At 73.7% G+C, this 16952-nt stretch carries 23 protein-coding genes; 21 read left to right on the top strand and 2 right to left on the bottom strand.

Features of this window, described 5'->3' with window-relative positions; genetic code table 11:
• Positions 1–20: 20 nt before the first annotated feature.
• Genes priA through hisF form a run of 3 tightly spaced genes read left to right on the top strand, consistent with a single transcriptional unit; the run spans position 21 to position 1944 of the window.
• Positions 21–746 carry a bifunctional 1-(5-phosphoribosyl)-5-((5-phosphoribosylamino)methylideneamino)imidazole-4-carboxamide isomerase/phosphoribosylanthranilate isomerase PriA gene (gene priA, locus ACIOFR_RS02840; RefSeq protein WP_400991860.1) on the top strand — a complete coding sequence of 242 codons (726 nt, stop codon included), beginning with the start codon at positions 21–23 and terminating at the stop codon, positions 744–746.
• Positions 743–1177: a RidA family protein gene (locus ACIOFR_RS02845; RefSeq protein WP_400991861.1), complete on the top strand. Its 435-nt coding sequence runs from the start codon at positions 743–745 to the stop codon at positions 1175–1177. Before priA ends, ACIOFR_RS02845 begins: the two co-directional genes overlap by 4 nt.
• Entirely contained in the window at positions 1174–1944 is a 771-nt protein-coding gene (gene hisF, locus ACIOFR_RS02850) for an imidazole glycerol phosphate synthase subunit HisF (protein WP_400991863.1), read from the top strand. Before ACIOFR_RS02845 ends, hisF begins: the two co-directional genes overlap by 4 nt.
• A 45-nt stretch (positions 1945–1989) precedes the next feature.
• On the opposite strand, the gene ACIOFR_RS02855 is transcribed toward hisF, so the two are convergent.
• Complete coding sequence (locus ACIOFR_RS02855) at positions 1990–2625, bottom strand: TIGR03085 family metal-binding protein (protein WP_400991865.1); 636 nt, start codon at positions 2623–2625, stop codon at positions 1990–1992.
• 107 nt (positions 2626–2732) lie between these two features.
• Here ACIOFR_RS02855 and ACIOFR_RS02860 point away from each other — a divergent pair, with 107 nt between their 5' ends.
• Positions 2733–3428 carry an ester cyclase gene (locus ACIOFR_RS02860; RefSeq protein WP_400991867.1) on the top strand — a complete coding sequence of 232 codons (696 nt, stop codon included), beginning with the start codon at positions 2733–2735 and terminating at the stop codon, positions 3426–3428.
• 12 nt (positions 3429–3440) lie between these two features.
• Here the strand turns inward: ACIOFR_RS02860 and ACIOFR_RS02865 are convergent, their stop codons facing one another.
• Positions 3441–3959 carry a hypothetical protein gene (locus ACIOFR_RS02865; protein ID WP_400991868.1) on the bottom strand — a complete coding sequence of 173 codons (519 nt, stop codon included), beginning with the start codon at positions 3957–3959 and terminating at the stop codon, positions 3441–3443.
• A 116-nt stretch (positions 3960–4075) separates the two neighbouring features.
• Here ACIOFR_RS02865 and ACIOFR_RS02870 point away from each other — a divergent pair, with 116 nt between their 5' ends.
• The 17 genes from ACIOFR_RS02870 (at position 4076) to ACIOFR_RS02950 (ending at position 16652) form a co-directional block, all read left to right on the top strand.
• Positions 4076–4522 (top strand): hypothetical protein, encoded by a 447-nt coding sequence (locus ACIOFR_RS02870; RefSeq protein ID WP_400991869.1) that lies wholly within the window; start codon positions 4076–4078, stop codon positions 4520–4522.
• Between the two features lie 99 nt (positions 4523–4621).
• On the top strand, positions 4622–4996 hold the full coding sequence (gene hisI, locus ACIOFR_RS02875) for a phosphoribosyl-AMP cyclohydrolase (protein ID WP_400991870.1): 375 nt from the start codon (positions 4622–4624) through the stop codon (positions 4994–4996).
• 58 nt (positions 4997–5054) lie between these two features.
• Positions 5055–6572, top strand: coding sequence for an anthranilate synthase component I (locus ACIOFR_RS02880; protein WP_400991871.1), 1518 nt, complete (start codon positions 5055–5057; stop codon positions 6570–6572).
• A 115-nt stretch (positions 6573–6687) separates the two neighbouring features.
• Entirely contained in the window at positions 6688–7293 is a 606-nt protein-coding gene (locus tag ACIOFR_RS02885) for a TIGR02234 family membrane protein (RefSeq protein WP_400991873.1), read from the top strand.
• A gap of 149 nt (positions 7294–7442) precedes the next feature.
• Positions 7443–7688: an HGxxPAAW family protein gene (locus ACIOFR_RS02890; RefSeq protein WP_400991874.1), complete on the top strand. Its 246-nt coding sequence runs from the start codon at positions 7443–7445 to the stop codon at positions 7686–7688.
• 94 nt (positions 7689–7782) lie between these two features.
• The gene (locus tag ACIOFR_RS02895; RefSeq protein ID WP_400991875.1) at positions 7783–8223 is read left to right on the top strand and encodes a DUF2752 domain-containing protein; all 441 of its coding nucleotides are present in this window, start codon (positions 7783–7785) and stop codon (positions 8221–8223) included.
• Between the two features lie 238 nt (positions 8224–8461).
• On the top strand, positions 8462–9274 hold the full coding sequence (trpC, locus tag ACIOFR_RS02900) for an indole-3-glycerol phosphate synthase TrpC (RefSeq protein WP_400991877.1): 813 nt from the start codon (positions 8462–8464) through the stop codon (positions 9272–9274).
• A gap of 10 nt (positions 9275–9284) precedes the next feature.
• On the top strand, positions 9285–9434 hold the full coding sequence (gene trpM / locus ACIOFR_RS02905) for a tryptophan biosynthesis modulator TrpM (RefSeq protein ID WP_368666561.1): 150 nt from the start codon (positions 9285–9287) through the stop codon (positions 9432–9434).
• Between the two features lie 59 nt (positions 9435–9493).
• Positions 9494–10732, top strand: coding sequence for a tryptophan synthase subunit beta (trpB, locus tag ACIOFR_RS02910; RefSeq protein ID WP_400991879.1), 1239 nt, complete (start codon positions 9494–9496; stop codon positions 10730–10732).
• Positions 10733–10734: 2 nt separating this feature from the next.
• Positions 10735–11544 carry a tryptophan synthase subunit alpha gene (gene trpA / locus ACIOFR_RS02915; protein WP_400991881.1) on the top strand — a complete coding sequence of 270 codons (810 nt, stop codon included), beginning with the start codon at positions 10735–10737 and terminating at the stop codon, positions 11542–11544.
• A 202-nt stretch (positions 11545–11746) separates the two neighbouring features.
• Positions 11747–12190: a helix-turn-helix domain-containing protein gene (locus tag ACIOFR_RS02920; RefSeq protein ID WP_400991882.1), complete on the top strand. Its 444-nt coding sequence runs from the start codon at positions 11747–11749 to the stop codon at positions 12188–12190.
• A gap of 41 nt (positions 12191–12231) precedes the next feature.
• On the top strand, positions 12232–12615 hold the full coding sequence (locus ACIOFR_RS02925; protein ID WP_400991883.1) for a DUF4180 domain-containing protein: 384 nt from the start codon (positions 12232–12234) through the stop codon (positions 12613–12615).
• 156 nt (positions 12616–12771) lie between these two features.
• Complete coding sequence (locus ACIOFR_RS02930; protein WP_400991885.1) at positions 12772–13035, top strand: hypothetical protein; 264 nt, start codon at positions 12772–12774, stop codon at positions 13033–13035.
• Between the two features lie 145 nt (positions 13036–13180).
• Entirely contained in the window at positions 13181–13696 is a 516-nt protein-coding gene (locus tag ACIOFR_RS02935) for a MauE/DoxX family redox-associated membrane protein (RefSeq protein ID WP_400991886.1), read from the top strand.
• Between the two features lie 56 nt (positions 13697–13752).
• Positions 13753–14610, top strand: coding sequence for a DsbA family protein (locus tag ACIOFR_RS02940; protein WP_400991888.1), 858 nt, complete (start codon positions 13753–13755; stop codon positions 14608–14610).
• A gap of 117 nt (positions 14611–14727) precedes the next feature.
• Positions 14728–15699: a prolipoprotein diacylglyceryl transferase gene (gene lgt, locus ACIOFR_RS02945; protein WP_400991890.1), complete on the top strand. Its 972-nt coding sequence runs from the start codon at positions 14728–14730 to the stop codon at positions 15697–15699.
• Between the two features lie 224 nt (positions 15700–15923).
• On the top strand, positions 15924–16652 hold the full coding sequence (locus tag ACIOFR_RS02950; RefSeq protein WP_400992135.1) for a VIT1/CCC1 transporter family protein: 729 nt from the start codon (positions 15924–15926) through the stop codon (positions 16650–16652).
• The last annotated feature ends 300 nt before the right edge of the window (positions 16653–16952 follow it).

Below are 16952 nucleotides of genomic sequence, written 5' to 3' on the forward strand. Positions count from 1 at the left end.
GCCAGGAGCCTGTCCTACCGATGAGCCGCCTCGAACTCCTCCCCGCCGTCGACGTCCGCGACGGCCAGGCCGTCCGCCTGGTCAAGGGCGCCTCCGGCACCGAGACCTCCTTCGGCGAGCCGCTCGCCGCCGCCCTGGCCTGGCAGAGCGCCGGCGCCGAGTGGCTGCACCTGGTCGACCTGGACGCCGCCTTCGGCACCGGTTCCAACCGCGAGCTGCTGGCCGAGGTCACCGGCCGCCTCGACCTCAAGGTCGAGCTCTCCGGCGGCATCCGCGACGACGCCTCGCTGGCCGCCGCCCTCGCCACCGGCTGCACCCGGGTCAACCTCGGCACCGCCGCCCTGGAGACCCCGGAGTGGGTCGCCAAGGTGATCGCCGAGCACGGCGACAAGATCGCGGTCGGCCTCGACGTGGTCGGCACCACCCTGCGCGGCCGCGGCTGGACCCGCGACGGCGGCGACCTCTACGAGGTCCTCGCCCGCCTCGACTCCGAGGGCTGCGCCCGCTACGTGGTCACCGACGTCAACCGGGACGGCACCCTGACCGGCCCCAACCTGGAGCTGCTGCGCAACGTCTGCGCCGCGACCGACCGGCCGGTGGTCGCCTCCGGCGGGGTCTCCTCGCTCGACGACCTGCGCGCCATCGCGACCCTCGTCCCGGAAGGTGTCGAGGGTTCGATTGTGGGCAAGGCCCTCTACGAGCAGAAGTTCACCCTCGAAGAGGCCCTGGAGGCAGTGTCCCGATGAGTGAGACCCCGGCCGCGCCGCGTTCGCACCGAGTGACCGGATTCTCCCCCTGGGAGGAGCAGTTCGGATTCTCCCGAGCCATCGCGGTCGGGGACACCGTCCTGGTGGCGGGCACCACCGCCTTCGAGAACGGCCTGGTGCACCACGAGGGCGACCCGTACCGGCAGACCCTCGCCGCCTTCGAGGTGGCGTTCAAGGCCCTTGCGGAGTACGGGCTTTCGGCCGCCGACGTGGTCCGCACCCGGATGTACCTCACGCACGTCCGGGACTGCGACGAGGCGGGCCGGGCGCACAAGCAGCTCTTCGACGCGATCCGGCCGGTCTCCACCATGGTCGTGGTGGAGGGCCTGATCGACTCCCGGATGATGGTCGAGATCGAGATCGAGGCCCACCGTCCCGGGCTGGCAACCTCCCTGGAAGGCAAGCAGTGACCCTCGCCGTACGAGTCATCCCCTGTCTGGACGTCGACGCCGGGCGGGTGGTCAAGGGCGTCAACTTCCAGAACCTGCGCGACGCGGGCGATCCGGTCGAGCTCGCCAAGCTCTACGACGCCCAGGGCGCCGACGAGTTGACCTTCCTCGACATCACCGCCTCGTCCGGGGACCGGGCCACCACCTACGACGTGGTGCGGCGCACCGCCGAGCAGGTCTTCATCCCGCTCACCGTCGGCGGCGGCGTGCGCACCGTCGACGACGTCGACCAGCTGCTGCGGGCCGGCGCGGACAAGGTCGGCGTCAACACCGCCGCCATCGCCCGCCCCGAGCTGGTCCGCGAGATCGCCGAGCGGTTCGGCCGCCAGGTGCTGGTGCTGTCGGTGGACGCCCGCCGCTGCCCCGAGGGCACCGTCACCGACTCCGGCTTCGAGGTGACCACGCACGGCGGCCGCCGCGGCACCGGGCTGGACGCGATCGAGTGGGCCGTGCGCGCCGCCGAGCTCGGCGCGGGGGAGATCCTGCTCAACTCGATGGACGCGGACGGCACCAAGGACGGCTACGACCTGGAGATCATCCGGGCCGCCCGCAAGGCCGTCAGCGTCCCGGTGATCGCCTCCGGCGGGGCCGGCAAGCTGGCCGACTTCGCCCCGGCCGTCGAGGCCGGCGCCGACGCGGTGCTCGCCGCCAGCGTCTTCCACTTCGGTGACCTGCGGATCGACCAGGTCAAGGACGCCCTCCGCGAGGCCGGCCACCCCGTCCGCTGACCGCCGCCGCGGTGCCCCCGGCCCGGGGGCACCGCGCGCCGGCCGTCAGGGCAGCGGCCGCACCCGCCGCAGTGCCGCGACGGCCGTCTCGGCGCCGCTCACCGTGAGCTGCGCGCGCGCCCCGCGCCCGTACCCGAACAGCACCAGCTCGCCCGGCTCGCCGGTGATCTCGACCGTCGGACCGGTCGGGTGGGCCAGCTCCACCCGCTGCCCGTCCGGGCGCGCCAGCACCAGGGCGACCGGCAGCCGGCGGCCCACCTCGAACCGCAGCAGCGACGGCAGCCGCCGCCACAGCGCCCCGGCCAGACCCGGATCCACCGGTTCCGGCCCGGCCGCCCCGGCCCGCCGGACGTCCTCCGCGTGCACGAAGAACTCCACCACGTTGGCCGCCTCGTCCGCGCCGGGCAGCGCGAACGGGGACAGTCGCGGCGGCCCCTCGCGGAACATCCGCACCAGCTCCTCGTACGGCCGCTCGGCGTACTCGGCCTGGACCCGGCGGTTCCAGCCGGCCAGCGCCGTCAGCCGGATCCCCGCCGCCGCGTCCGGCCGCCGCTCCCGCAGCACCAGGTGCGCCGCCAGGTCCCGCGTGCGCCACCCCCCGCACAGCGTCGCCGCCTCCGGCCCCGCCCCGGTCAGCAGCCCCGCCAACCGCTCCCGCTCCACCCGCGCATACCTCGCCATGCGGCCACCCTAGGACCTGCCTTGTGGGTGTGGTGGGGCCGGAGGAGAGTGGAAGGCGGCGCGGTCGGTGGACGGAGGCAACCAGGGGGTCTCATCGGGAGGTCGCGATGACCTTTGTACAGATCGTGGAATGTCGCACCGAGCGGCCGGACGAGCTCAACCGGTTGATGGACGACTGGATCGAGCAGACCGAGGGCCGGCGCACCGCCACCCACGCGATGGTGGGCGCCGACCGGGCGGACGGCCGGCACATCGTCGAGATCGTCGAGTTCCCCTCGTACGAGGCCGCGATGCGCAACTCCGGCCTGCCGGAGACCGACCGGATCTTCCGGGAGATGGTCGCGCTCTGCCAGGAGCCCCCGACCTTCACCAACCTGGACCTGGTCCGTGACGAGCAACTGCTCAAGGACGCGGCCCGGCGCCTGCTGGTCAACACCGCGAGGGGCGACATGACCCCGATCGACGAGCTGGTCGCGGCGGACTACCGGGACCACGACCCCTCGATGGACGCCGACACCGTCGGCCCGGCGGCGGTCAAGCAGATGATCGAGGGCTACCGGAAGTCCTTCGACTTCACCTTCGACATCCGCAGCCAGATCGCCGACGGCGACCAGGTGGCCACCCGCTGGATGTGGCGCGGCACCCACATCGGCGAGTTCATGGGCATGCCGGCCAGCAACCGGACCGTCGAGTGCGCCGGCATGACGATGTGGCGGTTCGAGGACGGCATGGCCAAGGAGGGCTGGTGGAGCTGGGACACCGTCTCCATGATGCGCCAGCTGGGCATGATGCCGGAGGGCTGAGCGGGCGGGCCGTCAGCGCAGGTGGCCGGTGAGCTTCCGGCCGCCCTGCCGGTCGCTGGCCGTCAGCGTGCACGTCGCCTCGTGCATGCCCTGCTGGTAGTACTGCAGGTACGGGCCGAGCGGGAAGCCGTAGTAGCTGCCGTCACCGCCCTGGAGCTTCTGCCGTTCGGCGACCGGCGCCGCGCACAGCTCCCGCAGGGCCCGGCCGATCCCGGCGTCGCTGGTGATCCCGTCGGGCAGCACGACGTCGGCGATCGCCTCGCCGTCGTGCGGGCCGTCGCACGGCCGCTCCTCGGCGCGGGTGACCGTCTCGCTCAGCTGCGGGTGGTCCAGGCAGGTGCCCGGGAGGAAGAACGGGTACGGCAGCACCCTGCTCGGGCTCGCGCTCGGGCTCGGTGTCGCGCTCGGCGAGGGGGAGGGGGGCGGCGGCGCGGCCGCCCGGTGCCGGTCCTGCGGCCACAGCAGGACGGCCGCCCCGACCACCAGCACCACCACGGCGACCGCCGTCGCCACCACCCGCCGCTGTCGCACCGCTGCCCCCTCGACTCGCAGCCATTGTGTCCGGGCCCGGCCGCCGGCGTCAGTGGTTCGGGCGATTCCGTATACGCTGGCGCCGGCACGACCCCGGCTGAGGGGTCAGATCTTCCATGCGCGTCGGAATCACCGGTCACCAGGGCCTGTCGGACCTGACCGAGATGCTGGTCAGGGGCGAGCTCTGGCAGCTCGTGACCGCCTTCGGTGCCTACCAGCTGGTCGGGGTGGGCTGCCTCGCGCCGGGCCCGGAACGCTGGTTCGCCCAGGCCGTCCTGGACCACGGCGGCAGGATCGAGGTGATCGTCCCGGCGGGCGCCCGCCCGGACGCGGCCCGCAGCCGTCTGCTGGGCCGGGCCACCGCCGTCCACCGGCTCGCCCCCGCGGCGGCCGGCGGCCCGGGCGACGACACCTGCCGGGCGCTGGTCGGCATGGTCGACGAGCTGATCGCGGTCTGGGACGGCCGTCCGGGCAGCGGACCGGCCCGGGTGGTCGAGGAGGCGCGGCGGGCCGGGCTGTTCGTCCAGGTGGTGTGGCCGGACGGCGGGGAGAGCCCGGCGTGAGGACGGGCCGCGGCCGTGCGGCCCGCCGTACCGGATCCCACCGTCCCCCGATCCGTCCCTCGATCCGCCCCTCCCGCCCCGGCTGCCACAATGGGACCCATGTCCACCACGCCCGCCACCCCCGGCACCACCGCCCTCGACCCGGCCGTCGCGGCCCGCCTCAAGCGCACCGAGGACGGCCTGCTCCCCGCCATCGCCCAGCAGTACGACACCGGCGAGGTGTTGATGCTCGGCTGGATGGACGACGAGGCGCTGCACCGCACCCTCACCACCGGCCGCTGCACCTACTGGAGCCGCAGCCGCCGCGAGTACTGGGTCAAGGGCGACACCTCGGGCCACCTCCAGCACGTCCGGAGCGTCGCCCTGGACTGCGACGGCGACACCCTGCTGGTCAAGGTCGACCAGGTCGGCGCCGCCTGCCACACCGGCGACCGGACCTGCTTCGACGCCGACGCCCTGCCGCTCGCTCGGTAGCCTGTCCCCACCAGCTGTCCCCGCGTCAGTCCGCCTACCCCGAACGGTGCAGAACCCCATGGACCTAGAGGCCTTCCGCAAGCTCGCCGCAGACACCCGGGTCATCCCCGTCACCCGTCGGCTCCTGGCGGACGGCCTCACCCCGATCGGCGTCTACCGCAGCCTCGCCGCCGAGCGGCCCGGGACCTTCCTGCTGGAGTCCGCCGAGCAGGGCCGCAGCTGGTCCCGCTACTCGTTCGTCGGCGTGCGCAGCGCCGCCACCCTCACCGTCGGCCCCGACGGCGGAGCCCGCTGGCTGGGCGCGCCCCCGGTCGGCATCCCCACCACCGGGGACCCGCTGGAGGTGCTGCGCGCCGCCCTCGCCACCCTGCACACCCCCCGGCACGCCGACGACGGCCTCCCGCCGCTCACCGGCGGCCTGGTCGGCTACCTCGGCTACGACGTGGTCCGCCGCCTGGAGAAGCTGCCGAACCTCACCCCCGACGACCTGCGGCTCCCCGAGCTCACCCTGCTGCTGGCCACCGACCTGGCCGTGCTCGACCACGTCGACGGCAGCGTGGTGCTGATCGCCAACGCGGTCAACCACAACGACCTCGCCACCGGCGTCGACGAGGCCTACGCGGACGCGGTCGCCCGGCTGGACGCCATGGAGGCCGACCTCGGCCGGCCGGTCGACCCGGGCCTGGCGACCTTCACCCCGACCGCCGCTGACGCCCGGTCACCCTTCGGCGGCGAGCCGTACCGCCGGGCCGTCGAGGTGGTCAAGGAGCGGATCCGGGCGGGCGAGGCCTTCCAGGTGGTCCCCTCGCAGCGGTTCGAGGCGCCCTGCCCCGCCACCGCCCTGGACGTGTACCGGGTGCTGCGCACCACCAACCCCAGCCCGTACATGTACCTGTTCCGCTTCCCCGGCCCGGACGGCGGCGCGGCGGGCGGCTTCGACGTGGTCGGCTCCAGCCCGGAGGCGCTGGTCAAGGTCACCGACGGCGAGGCGATGGTGCACCCGATCGCCGGCACCCGGCACCGCGGCGCCACCCCGCACGAGGACGCCGAGCTGGCCGCCGAGCTGCTCGCCGACCCCAAGGAGCGGGCCGAGCACCTGATGCTGGTCGACCTGGGCCGCAACGACCTCGGCCGGGTCTGCGAGCCGGGCAGTGTCGAGGTGGTCGACTTCATGTCGATCGAGCGCTACAGCCACGTGATGCACATCGTCTCCACCGTCACCGGCCGGGTCGCGGCCGACCGGACCGCGTTCGACGTGCTCACCGCCTGCTTCCCGGCCGGCACCCTCTCCGGGGCGCCCAAGCCGCGCGCGATGCAGATCATCGAGGAGCTGGAGCCCACCCGCCGCGGCCTGTACGGCGGCTGCGTCGGCTACCTGGACTTCGCCGGCGACTCGGACACCGCGATCGCCATCCGCACCGCCGTGATCCGCGACCGCACGGCCTACGTCCAGGCCGGCGCGGGCGTGGTCGCCGACTCCGACCCGGCGAGCGAGGACGCCGAGTGCCGCAACAAGGCCGCCGCCGTCCTGCGCGCCGTCGCCACCGCCAACACCCTGCGCGCGCCGCTGTCGTGAGCCCATCGGCACCACCGGGGCAGCGAGGGAGGCGGACGGCGTGACCGCCGCACCGACGGCTTCCCCCGGGACCCCGCCTGACGGTGCCGGCGCCGCCGTCGTGGATAGTGGACGGGTGACCGAACAGAGTGCTCCCCGCCCCACCGACCGCCGCAGCCTCGCGCTGATGCTGCTGCTCACCGCGCTCGGCGCCGTCCTGGTGCTGACCGCCGTCGGGCGGACCTGGGCACGGGGCACCGTGACCGGGCTGGACGGCGGGCGGCTGGAGATCAGCGCGACCGGCAGCACGCTGACCGGTCTGCCCGGCGGTCTGGCGCTGGTGGCGCTGGCCGCCGCGGTGGCGGTCTTCGCGGTGCGGGGCCGGGCCCGCGCGGCCGTCGGCGTGCTGACGGTGCTGGCCGGGCTCGGGGCGGGGGCGGGCGCGCTGCTGGGCGCCACCGACACGGCGGGCCTGCACGCCGAGGCGGCCCGCAAGCTCGCGCTGGCCGACGCGCAGGCGCAGCAGATCAGCCACTCCGGGTGGCCCTGGGTGGCGCTGGCGGGCGGGGTGCTGCTGGCCCTGGCCGGTGTGCTGACCGTCCGCTCCGGCCGCCACTGGCCGGCCATGGGGGCCCGCTACGAGGCCCCGACCCGCAGGGCGGCCGCCGCGCCGCGGGCCGCCGCGAACTCCCCGGCCGACCTGTGGAAGGCCCTGGACCGGGGCGAGGACCCGACCGGCTGATCCGCCGTCGGCGCCCGGCGGGGTGTGACGGAGGCTACCGGGCCCCCCTTTGGGTGTACGTGTAACGGCCCGGCACAATGGAGGCGTCAACCCGTCGAGCGCCACGCGGCCGCCCGCCCGGGACCCGGAGAACCAAGGAGCACCAGCAGATGTCGGCAGCAGCGCACGGCCACACTCCCGCCGCCTGGACCGGCGTGACCATCGCCTTCATCGGCTTCACCGTCAGCGGTGTCGCGATGATCATCCCCAGCATCCCGCTCTTCTGGGCCGGTCTCGTGGTCGTGGTGGCCGCCGGTGTCGTCGGCAAGGCGATGGCGATGGCGGGCATGGGCAAGCAGCCCAGCCCGAACTTCGCGCCCGCCCCCACCGAGGAGCGCACCCCGGTCACCGCCTGACCGCGCAGGGATCACTACGGCCGAACGGCGGGCGCGCCACGCCCGCCGTTCCGCGTTCCCGTGCCCGGCCCGCGCGGCGGGCACAATCTGCTGCGTGAACGCTCCCGCAGCCCCGGCCCCGAAGGGGTCCCCGCTCCGCCGGCTCGGCCGCCCGCTGGCCGCCCTGGTGACGGTCGCCATCCCGACCGCGTACGTCGCCGCGGTCGATCCCGGCAGCCCGGGCCACTACCCCGTCTGTCCGGTGCTCCAGGCCACCGGCTGGTGGTGCCCCGGTTGCGGCGGCCTGCGCTGTGTGCATGCGCTGACCAGGGGCGATCTCAACACGGCGGCCCACGACAACGTGCTGGTGCTGGTGCTGGCCGTCGTCCTGGCGGTGTTCTGGGTGCGCTGGACGTGGGCGGCGCTGAGCGGCGGGCCCGCGCCGAGGGTGGCGTTCGGGGCGCGGCAGACGGTGCTGCTGGTGCTGCTGCTGGTCGCGTTCACCGTGTTGCGCAACCTTCCTCCCGGGGTCGGACTGGCCCCCGGGATGGCCTGACCGGGCCGCGGCGCCGGCGTGCGCAACGGCGCACGGGAGGTCCGATCCGCGAGACGCGAGCCGGTCCGATGCACTTCACGCCCCCTGTGCCCGATACCATCGAAGGACCGACGGGGGCGTGGAAGCACAGGATCCTCACCGATCCGTGCGCATCGCACCCGAGGCCGGAACGACTGCAAGACCCGGCAGGGCACGACCCTGACCGGCTCACAGCCAGCAGAATGATGGGGGCGCTCGCGTGAGTGTGCTCGACGAGATCATCGACGGGGTCCGTGAGGACCTCGCCGAGCGACAGGCCCGGGTCTCCCTGGACGAGCTCAAGGAGCTCGCCGCGAGGGCACCCGAGGCCAAGGACGGCGTGGCCGCCCTCCGGGGCGACGGTGTCCGGGTGATCTGCGAGGTCAAGCGCTCCAGCCCGTCGAAGGGCGCGCTGGCGGCCATCGCCGACCCGGCCGCCCTGGCCACGGACTACGCGGCCGGCGGCGCCGCCGCGATCAGCGTGCTGACCGAGCAGCGCCGCTTCGGCGGCTCCCTCGCCGACCTCGACGCCGTACGCGCCGCGGTCGACACCCCGCTCCTGCGCAAGGACTTCATCGTCACCGCGTACCAGCTCTGGGAGGCCCGCGCCCACGGCGCCGACCTCGCGCTGCTGATCGTGGCCGCGCTGGAGCAGCCGGCCCTGGTCTCGCTCATCGAGCGGGCCGAGTCGATCGGCCTGACGCCGCTGGTGGAGGTGCACGACGAGGAGGAGATCGCCCGCGCGGTCGACGCCGGCGCCCGGATCATCGGGGTCAACGCCCGCAACCTCAAGACCCTCGAGGTGGACCGCAACACCTTCGGCAACGTGGTGGACGCCATCCCGGCGCACGTGGTCAAGGTCGCCGAGTCCGGGGTGCGCGGCCCGCACGACCTGATCTCCTACGCCAACCTGGGGGCCGACGCCGTCCTGGTCGGCGAGTCCCTGGTGACCGGCAGGGACCCGAAGGCCGCGGTGGCCGACCTGGTCGCCGCCGGTGCCCACCCGGCGCTGCGCAACAACGGGCGGGGTTGACCCGCACACCATGTCCCTCGCCTCCCGTCTCGCCCCCGGCTGCCGCCCGCGCGGCTGCCGCGCGCCCGCGCGCCGGGTGCTGGGGCGCCGGGTGCGGTACGTGATCGGGTGCGAGCCGGGACAGGTGCCGGGGCGCCGATGGCGCAGGACGCACGGCTGACCTTCCGGTCGCCGCCAGACGTCACCGCACGCCATCCCCTTCACCTCAAGGACTTCTCCATGTCCGAGAACCACCGGCCGGGCCCCCAGGTCCCGGACACCCGCGGCTACTTCGGCGCCTACGGCGGGCGCTTCATCCCCGAGGCGCTGGTCGCCGCGGTCCAGCAGGTCGCCGACGAGTACGAGAAGGCCAAGGCCGACCCGGCCTTCGCCGCCGAGCTCGACGCCCTGCTCAAGGACTACACCGGGCGTCCCAGCCCGCTCACCGACGTGCACCGCTTCTCCGCCGAGGCGGGCGGCGCGCGCGTCCTGCTCAAGCGCGAGGACCTGAACCACACCGGGTCGCACAAGATCAACAACGTGCTGGGCCAGGCCCTGCTCACCCGCCGGATGGGCAAGACCCGGATCATCGCCGAGACCGGGGCCGGCCAGCACGGCGTGGCCACCGCCACGGCCTGTGCGCTGTTCGGCTTCGACTGCACCATCTACATGGGCGAGGTGGACACCGAGCGCCAGGCGCTCAACGTCGCCCGGATGCGGATGCTCGGCGCCGAGGTCGTCGCCGTGAAGTCCGGCAGCCGCACCCTCAAGGACGCCATCAACGAGGCGTTCCGCGACTGGGTCGCCAACGTCGACTCCACGCACTACCTGTTCGGCACCGTCGCCGGCCCGCACCCGTTCCCGATGATGGTCCGCGACTTCCACCGGGTGATCGGCGTCGAGGCCCGCGAGCAGGTGCTGGAGCGTACCGGCCGGCTGCCCGACGCGGTCGTCGCCTGCGTCGGCGGCGGCTCCAACGCGATGGGCATCTTCCACGAGTTCATCCCGGACGCGGGCGTGCGCCTGATCGGCTGCGAGGCGGCCGGCGAGGGCGCCGAGACGCCGAAGCACGCCGCCACCCTCACCAAGGGCGACCCGGGCGTGCTGCACGGCTCGCGCACCTACGTCCTCCAGGACGAGGACGGCCAGACCATCGAGAGCCACTCCATCTCGGCCGGCCTCGACTACCCCGGCGTCGGGCCGGAGCACGCCTGGCTCAAGGACACCGGCCGCGCCGAGTACCGGCCGGTGACCGATGACGAGGCGATGCAGGCCCTGCGCCTGCTGTCCCGCACCGAGGGCATCATCCCGGCCATCGAGAGCGCCCACGCGCTGGCCGGCGCCCTGGTCCTCGGCCGGGAGCTCGGCCCGCGGGCCACCATCCTGGTCAGCCTCTCCGGCCGCGGCGACAAGGACATGCACACCGCCGCGCAGTACTTCGGCCTCTACGACGACAACGCCGCCGACGGGGGCAAGTGACCATGACGCAGACCAAGCTGAGCACCACCCTCGCGGCCGTCCGGGCCGAGGGCCGGGCCGCCCTGATCGGCTACCTCCCGGCCGGCTTCCCGACCGTCGAGGGCGGCATCGCCGCGGTCCGGGCGCTGATCGACGGCGGCTGCGACGTCGTCGAGATCGGCCTGCCGCACTCCGACCCGGTGCTGGACGGCCCGACCATCCAGACCGCCGACGACATCGCCCTGCGGGCCGGCGTCAAGATCAAGGACGTGCTGCGGACCGTCGCCGAGGTCTCCTCCGGCACCGACGCGCCGGTGCTGGTGATGACGTACTGGAACCCGGTCGACCGCTACGGCGTGGCGCGGTTCGCCGCCGACCTGGCGGCCGCCGGGGGAGCCGGCTGCATCCTGCCGGACCTGCCGGTCGAGGAGTCGGACGAGTGGCGCAAGGCGGCGGGCGAGCACGGTCTCGACACCGTCTTCGTGGTCGCCCCCAGCAGCCGGGACCCGCGGCTGGCCGAGGTCACCGCCGCCGGTTCGGGCTTCGTCTACGCCGCCGCCGTGATGGGCGTGACGGGCACCCGGGCCGCGGTCGGCAACCTCGCGGAGGACCTGGTGGCCCGCACCAGGGCCACCACCGACCTGCCGGTCTGCGTCGGGCTGGGCGTCTCCGACGCGGACCAGGCGGCCGAGGTCGCCCGCTTCGCGGACGGCGTGATCGTCGGCTCGGCCTTCGTCCAGCGGATCCTGGACGCGGACGGCGACGAGCCGGCCGCCCTGGCGTCGGTCCGCGCGCTCGCCGCCGAGCTGGCGGAGGGCGTCCGCCGCGGCTGACCCGCTGCCCGCACCACCTGTCACGCCTGCCGCACCTGTCACACCTGCCGCACCTGCCGTTCGGACGGCCCGCCGGTCCTCGCCTCCCGCGAGGACCGGCGGGCCGTCCGTCGTTCACCGCCCTGCGTTGTCGCTATCACTCCCTATCCTTCCCTGAACGTCCGGATGTCAGGTATGTTTGGGGAAGTTTGAGGAGGCTTTGATGGCGCAGGAGCTGTACTCGGTGGAGCAGGTGGCCGAGCTGCTGGGGCTGCACGTGCGGACGGTGCGCGGCTACGTACGGGACGGGCGGCTCAAGGCCGTCCGGATCGGCAAGCAGTACCGCATCGCCGGGGAGGACCTGGCGGCCCTGACCGGCCGGCCCGTCGCGGAGCCGTCGTCGGCGGTCCCGCCGTCCGCCCCGGTCGCCCGGCACGGTGAGGCGACCTGTGTGGTGCGGATCGACGGGATCGACCGGGCGACGGTGGACCGGGTGACCACCCTGATCACCGCCGCGCTGACCGGCCGGCCGCAGGGCGGCGAACCGCTGCGGGTGGAGACCGCGCACGACCGGGAGCGCGCCAGCCTGAAGATCATCGTGATCGGCGGGCTGGAGGACGGCGCCGAGATCCTGCGGCTGGTCGCCGGACTGACCGGCACCGGCTGACCGCCCGCCCGCCGACACCCGCCCAGGAGAGGACCCACCCCGTGACCGAGACCCTGCACGACCTCGACGGCACCCCCGTACTGCTCTGCGCGCCCGCCGGACCGCCGCTGGCGGGGGAGCAGGACGCCCTGGACCTGATCGGGGAGGCGTTCGGCGTGGACGCCCGGTGGGTCGCCGTCCCCGTCGAGCGGCTGCCCGACGCGTTCTTCCGGCTGCGCACCCGACTGGCCGGCGGGATCGTCCAGAAGTTCGCCAACTACCGCCTGGGCCTCGCCGTCCTGGGGGACGTCGAACGGCACCTGGAGGGCAGCGCCGCGCTGCGGGACTTCGTCCGCGAGTGCAACGAGGGGAGCCGGGTGTGGTTCGTCGAGGACCTCGCGGGGCTCGGCGAGCGGCTGGCCCGGACCGCACGCCGGAGCGGATGACCCGCGGGCCGGTCGGTCCGAACGGGTGAAGAGCGGAGTCGACACGCATCGGCGACGGTTGACCGGCGTTGAGCGGAGGGACGAGTCCCCCGTGCTCCCCGGACCTCCGTGGTTCGTGCACCGTTCGAACGACCAGGCTCCGCGAAAGGGCTGCCCGTGCCGTGCCTGCACCGCTCCGTCCTGCTCCGTGCCGCTGCCGCCGCCCTCGCGCTGAGCGCCTGCGTGGGGGTGGACGCGGCCGTCGAGCAGGCGCTGGCCAGGCGGGGGGAGGAGCGGGCCAGGCAGGATGCGTACCTGTGCGGGGAGGCGGCCCGGCTGACGGCCCAGGCGGGCTCCCGGGCCGACCGCTCGCTGGCGGGCGGCCGGCAGCCGCGCGGTGACCTCGCCGGGCAGAGTCGCTGCGCGCCGTACCGGCCGTAAACGCGATCGGACATATGACCGCCTTTGATCACTCATTCGGCTTAACTCCTGAAAATGGAGGAACCCTCCCTTTTCCCCGGCGGTTCATCTGGCAGGACGCCGGGCCCGCCGGGCAGCGGCGGCGATCGCAGGAGGGGATTCCCTGATGGCCAGTCAGCAGACCGCCGAGGCGGACGCGGGTTCGCGGCTGCGTCGGGCGGTGGACGGCGAGCCGGCCGAGTGGTTCGGTCTGGTGGTCCGGCTGGCCCTGGCCGTGGTCTGGGGGTGGGCGGGGCTCGCGAAGGTCTCCGACCCGGCCGAGGCGGCGCAGGCCGTCCGGGCGTACGAGATCCTGCCGGAGTCCCTGGTCAAGCCGATCGGCTACGGCCTGCCGTTCCTGGAGCTGGCCCTCGCGGTCCTGCTGCTGATCGGCCTGGGCACCCGCATCGTCGCCGTGATCTCCGCCGTCCTGCTGCTCGCCTTCATCGGCGGGATCGCCTCCGCCTGGGCGCGCGGCATCTCCATCGACTGCGGCTGCTTCGGCGGCGGCGGCACGGTGGACGCCTCGAAGACCGAGTACCTCCAGGAGATCCTGCGCGACTCCGGCTTCCTGCTGCTGGCGCTCTGGCTGATCTTCCGGCCCCGGACGAAGCTCTCGGCCGACGCCTGGCTCGTCGCCTAGGCCGGCGCGAGCCACCCACCCCCGGTGACCCGATCCCCCCTTTGGACACAGCACCCATGAGTGAGAAGAACCGTGAAGGCAAGCGCAACGCCCGCGACCGGATGCGTGAGGCGCGGGCGGCCGAGGAGGCGCGCGACAAGCGCAAGAAGAAGCTGGTGATCGGTGGGGCGGTGCTCGCGGTGATCGCCGTCGCCGTGGTGGTCGGCGTGGTGGTGCAGAACCAGCGCTCCAAGCCGGAGACCCCGGTCGCCGCCCCCACCGGGGCGATCGGCGACAAGAGCCTCGTCCTCCCGGCCGGCCCGGCCAACGCACCCGCCGTCCTCACCGTGTACGAGGACCCGCGCTGCCCCGCCTGCGGCAGCTTCGAGCGCCAGTTCTCGCCCACCATCGACCAGTTGGAGGACCAGGGCAAGCTGTTCGTCAACTACCACGTGGTGTCCTTCATCGACCGCTCGCTCGGCGGCAGCGGCTCCAAGTACGGGGCCAACGCGCTCGCCTGCGCCCAGGACGCGGGCCACTTCCGCGACTACCACGACGTGCTCTACCGCAACCAGCCGGAGGAGACCAGCGACTCCTTCGGTGACAAGGCCACCCTGATCGAGCTCTCCAAGAAGGTCCCCGGTCTGGACACACCGGTCTTCGAGGCCTGCGTCAACGACAACAAGTACGGCGGCTGGGTGTCGGCGGTGCAGCAGGACTTCGACAAGTCCAGCTACAAGTCCACCCCGACCGTGCTGCTCAACGGCGGGCCGATCTACCCCAAGAAGGGCGAGGAGCAGATCAGCCCGGAGGACCTGGTGAAGTGGGTCGACGAGGCCAACGCGGGCAAGCCGCTCGGCAGCCCCGGCCCGAACGGCCAGAGCCCCGCACCGACCAGCACCGCGGCCGAGAGCAACACCCCGCCGTCCCCCTGAGCCGGCCACCGCGCGCCGCCGCACCCCGCCCGGGGTGCGGCGGCGAGGTGTTTGGCCAAGCTGTGACCGCCTGCGGTGCCGGAGTGGCGGGTGCGACACGGTAGCGTCGACCCTGCCATGGATATCGCTTACATTCCGAGCCCGTCGCGGGGCGTCCTGTACCTGGGACCCGTCCCGCTGCGCGCCTACGCGTTCTGCATCATCATCGGTGTCGTCGTGGCCGTGTGGCTCGGCAGCAAGCGCTGGGTCGCCCGCGGCGGCGCCAAGCACACCGTCGGCGACATCGCCGTCTGGGCCGTGCCCTTCGGCCTGGTCGGCGGCCGGCTCTACCACGTGATCACCGATCACCAGCTCTACTTCGATGACGGCAAGAACCCCTGGAACGCCCTCAAGATCTGGGAGGGCGGGCTCGGCATCTGGGGCGCGATCGCGCTCGGCGCCGTCGGCGCCTGGATCGGCTGCCGCCGCCGCGGCGTCCCGCTGCCCGCGTACGCCGACGCCATCGCCCCCGGCATCGCCCTGGCGCAGGCCTGCGGCCGCTGGGGCAACTGGTTCAACCAGGAGCTCTACGGCAAGCCGACCACGCTCCCCTGGGGCCTGGAGATCGACAAGGTGCAGCCGGACGGCACCGTGACGACCGGGATCTACCACCCCACCTTCCTCTACGAGTCGCTCTGGTGCGTCGGTGTCGCCCTGCTGGTCATCTGGGCCGACCGCCGCTTCACCCTCGGCCACGGCCGCGCCTTCGCGCTGTACGTCGCCGCGTACACGGTGGGCCGGTTCTGGATCGAGTACCTGCGGATCGACGAGGCCCACCACATCCTCGGCCTGCGCCTCAACGACTGGACCTCGATCCTGGTCTTCGCCGGTGCCGTCGCCTACCTGCTGATCGGCGCCAGGCGGTACCCCGGCCGCGAAGACCCGGACTCGATCGACCCGGCGGCCCGGGCCGAGGCCGAGGCCGAGACCGAGGCCGAGCCCGCGGTCACCGCCGCGGAGGAGCCCGCCGACCTGACGGACCAGGACGCGCCCGCCGAGCCGGCCGACGGGCCGAAGCAGTCCGGAAAGAACTCCGACCAACCCACCTGACCTGCTGTTGTCTGCCTTCCCGGCCGCCTGTGCCCACCTCGGCGCAGGCGGCCGAAGCCATGTTCGGACAGCCTTACTTTGCTGGAAACTCGCAGGTCAGATGGCTAACGTCGAGCAGTGAGAGCCCTGCGCGCTGCCCGGTTCACGGCGCTTCGTCGTACCCGGCCGCAGCCGGTGGGGGAGGGACGCTCGACGGAAGGCCGTGCAGCACCATGACCGTGACCATCGCAGAACAGACCGCCGACCACCAGCCGCCGCGGATACCCCACGAGGGCCACCACCGCGACGTCAACGGCGGCTGGCTGCGCCCCGCCGTCTTCGGCGCGATGGACGGCCTGGTCTCCAACCTCGCGCTGATGACCGGCGTGGTCGGCGGCGACATCGGCCGCACCGCCGTGATCATCACCGGCCTGGCCGGCCTGGCCGCCGGAGCCTGCTCGATGGCGGCGGGCGAGTACACCTCGGTGGCCTCCCAGCGGGAGCTGGTCGAGGCGGAGATCGAGGCCGAGCGCCTGGAGCTGCGCCGCAACCCGAAGGGCGAGCTGGCCGAGCTGGCGCAGCTGTACGTCGCCAAGGGGGTGGAGCCCGCGCTGGCGCACGAGGTGGCCCGGCAGCTGTCGGTGGACCCGGAGCGGACGCTGGCCGTGCACGCCCGGGAGGAACTGGGGATCGACCCGAACGACCTGCCCTCGCCGCTGGTCGCCGCGGCGTCCTCGTTCGGCTGCTTCGCGGTGGGGGCGCTGCTGCCCCTGCTGCCGTACCTGCTCGGGGCGAGCGCCCTGTGGCCGGCGCTGATCGTGGCGGCGGTGGGCCTGTTCCTGTGCGGCGCGGTGGTCGCCCGGGTGACGGCCCGCAGCTGGTGGTTCAGCGGGCTGCGCCAGCTCGTGCTGGGCGGCGCCGCGGCCGGTGTGACCTTCCTGCTGGGGCATCTGATCGGCGGGCACGTCGGCTGACCTCGCGGTACCCGCCGCGGCGCCCGTCGTGAGGGCCGCCGGGCGGGTCTGTGCGATGACACATGAGGTTGCATGGTTATGCCGCCGGATGCGTGATGTTCCGCACATGGGTGCCACTCGCCGCCTGTCCTAGGCTCGCCCGCAGGTGCGACAGTCCGAGGAATCGCATCCCGCCGCCCTTCTGTCGGGATGGAATCCCAGGTGGGCCTGTCGCCGCCATGTGGACGGCGCGTTTCGCCCCTGTTTCGCACCCGGTCCGGCCGGGCACACTGGTGGCAACGTGCCGAGCAGGGCCTGTCT

The sequence above is a fragment of the Kitasatospora sp. NPDC088346 genome, from assembly GCF_044740765.1.
Lineage (GTDB): Bacteria > Actinomycetota > Actinomycetes > Streptomycetales > Streptomycetaceae > Kitasatospora.

Bases quoted from the DNA above. Each gene is read 5' to 3' on its own strand.
- priA (WP_400991860.1), top strand. From the start codon at position 21: ATGAGCCGCCTCGAACTCCTCCCCGCCGTCGACGTCCGCGACGGCCAG.
- ACIOFR_RS02845 (WP_400991861.1), top strand. From the start codon at position 743: ATGAGTGAGACCCCGGCCGCGCCGCGTTCGCACCGAGTGACCGGATTC.
- ACIOFR_RS02855 (WP_400991865.1), bottom strand. From the start codon at position 2,625: ATGGCGAGGTATGCGCGGGTGGAGCGGGAGCGGTTGGCGGGGCTGCTG.
- ACIOFR_RS02860 (WP_400991867.1), top strand. From the start codon at position 2,733: ATGACCTTTGTACAGATCGTGGAATGTCGCACCGAGCGGCCGGACGAG.
- ACIOFR_RS02870 (WP_400991869.1), top strand. From the start codon at position 4,076: ATGCGCGTCGGAATCACCGGTCACCAGGGCCTGTCGGACCTGACCGAG.
- hisI (WP_400991870.1), top strand. From the start codon at position 4,622: ATGTCCACCACGCCCGCCACCCCCGGCACCACCGCCCTCGACCCGGCC.
- ACIOFR_RS02880 (WP_400991871.1), top strand. From the start codon at position 5,055: ATGGACCTAGAGGCCTTCCGCAAGCTCGCCGCAGACACCCGGGTCATC.
- ACIOFR_RS02890 (WP_400991874.1), top strand. From the start codon at position 7,443: ATGTCGGCAGCAGCGCACGGCCACACTCCCGCCGCCTGGACCGGCGTG.
- trpM (WP_368666561.1), top strand. From the start codon at position 9,285: ATGTCCCTCGCCTCCCGTCTCGCCCCCGGCTGCCGCCCGCGCGGCTGC.
- trpB (WP_400991879.1), top strand. From the start codon at position 9,494: ATGTCCGAGAACCACCGGCCGGGCCCCCAGGTCCCGGACACCCGCGGC.
- trpA (WP_400991881.1), top strand. From the start codon at position 10,735: ATGACGCAGACCAAGCTGAGCACCACCCTCGCGGCCGTCCGGGCCGAG.
- ACIOFR_RS02920 (WP_400991882.1), top strand. From the start codon at position 11,747: ATGGCGCAGGAGCTGTACTCGGTGGAGCAGGTGGCCGAGCTGCTGGGG.
- ACIOFR_RS02935 (WP_400991886.1), top strand. From the start codon at position 13,181: ATGGCCAGTCAGCAGACCGCCGAGGCGGACGCGGGTTCGCGGCTGCGT.
- ACIOFR_RS02940 (WP_400991888.1), top strand. From the start codon at position 13,753: ATGAGTGAGAAGAACCGTGAAGGCAAGCGCAACGCCCGCGACCGGATG.
- lgt (WP_400991890.1), top strand. From the start codon at position 14,728: ATGGATATCGCTTACATTCCGAGCCCGTCGCGGGGCGTCCTGTACCTG.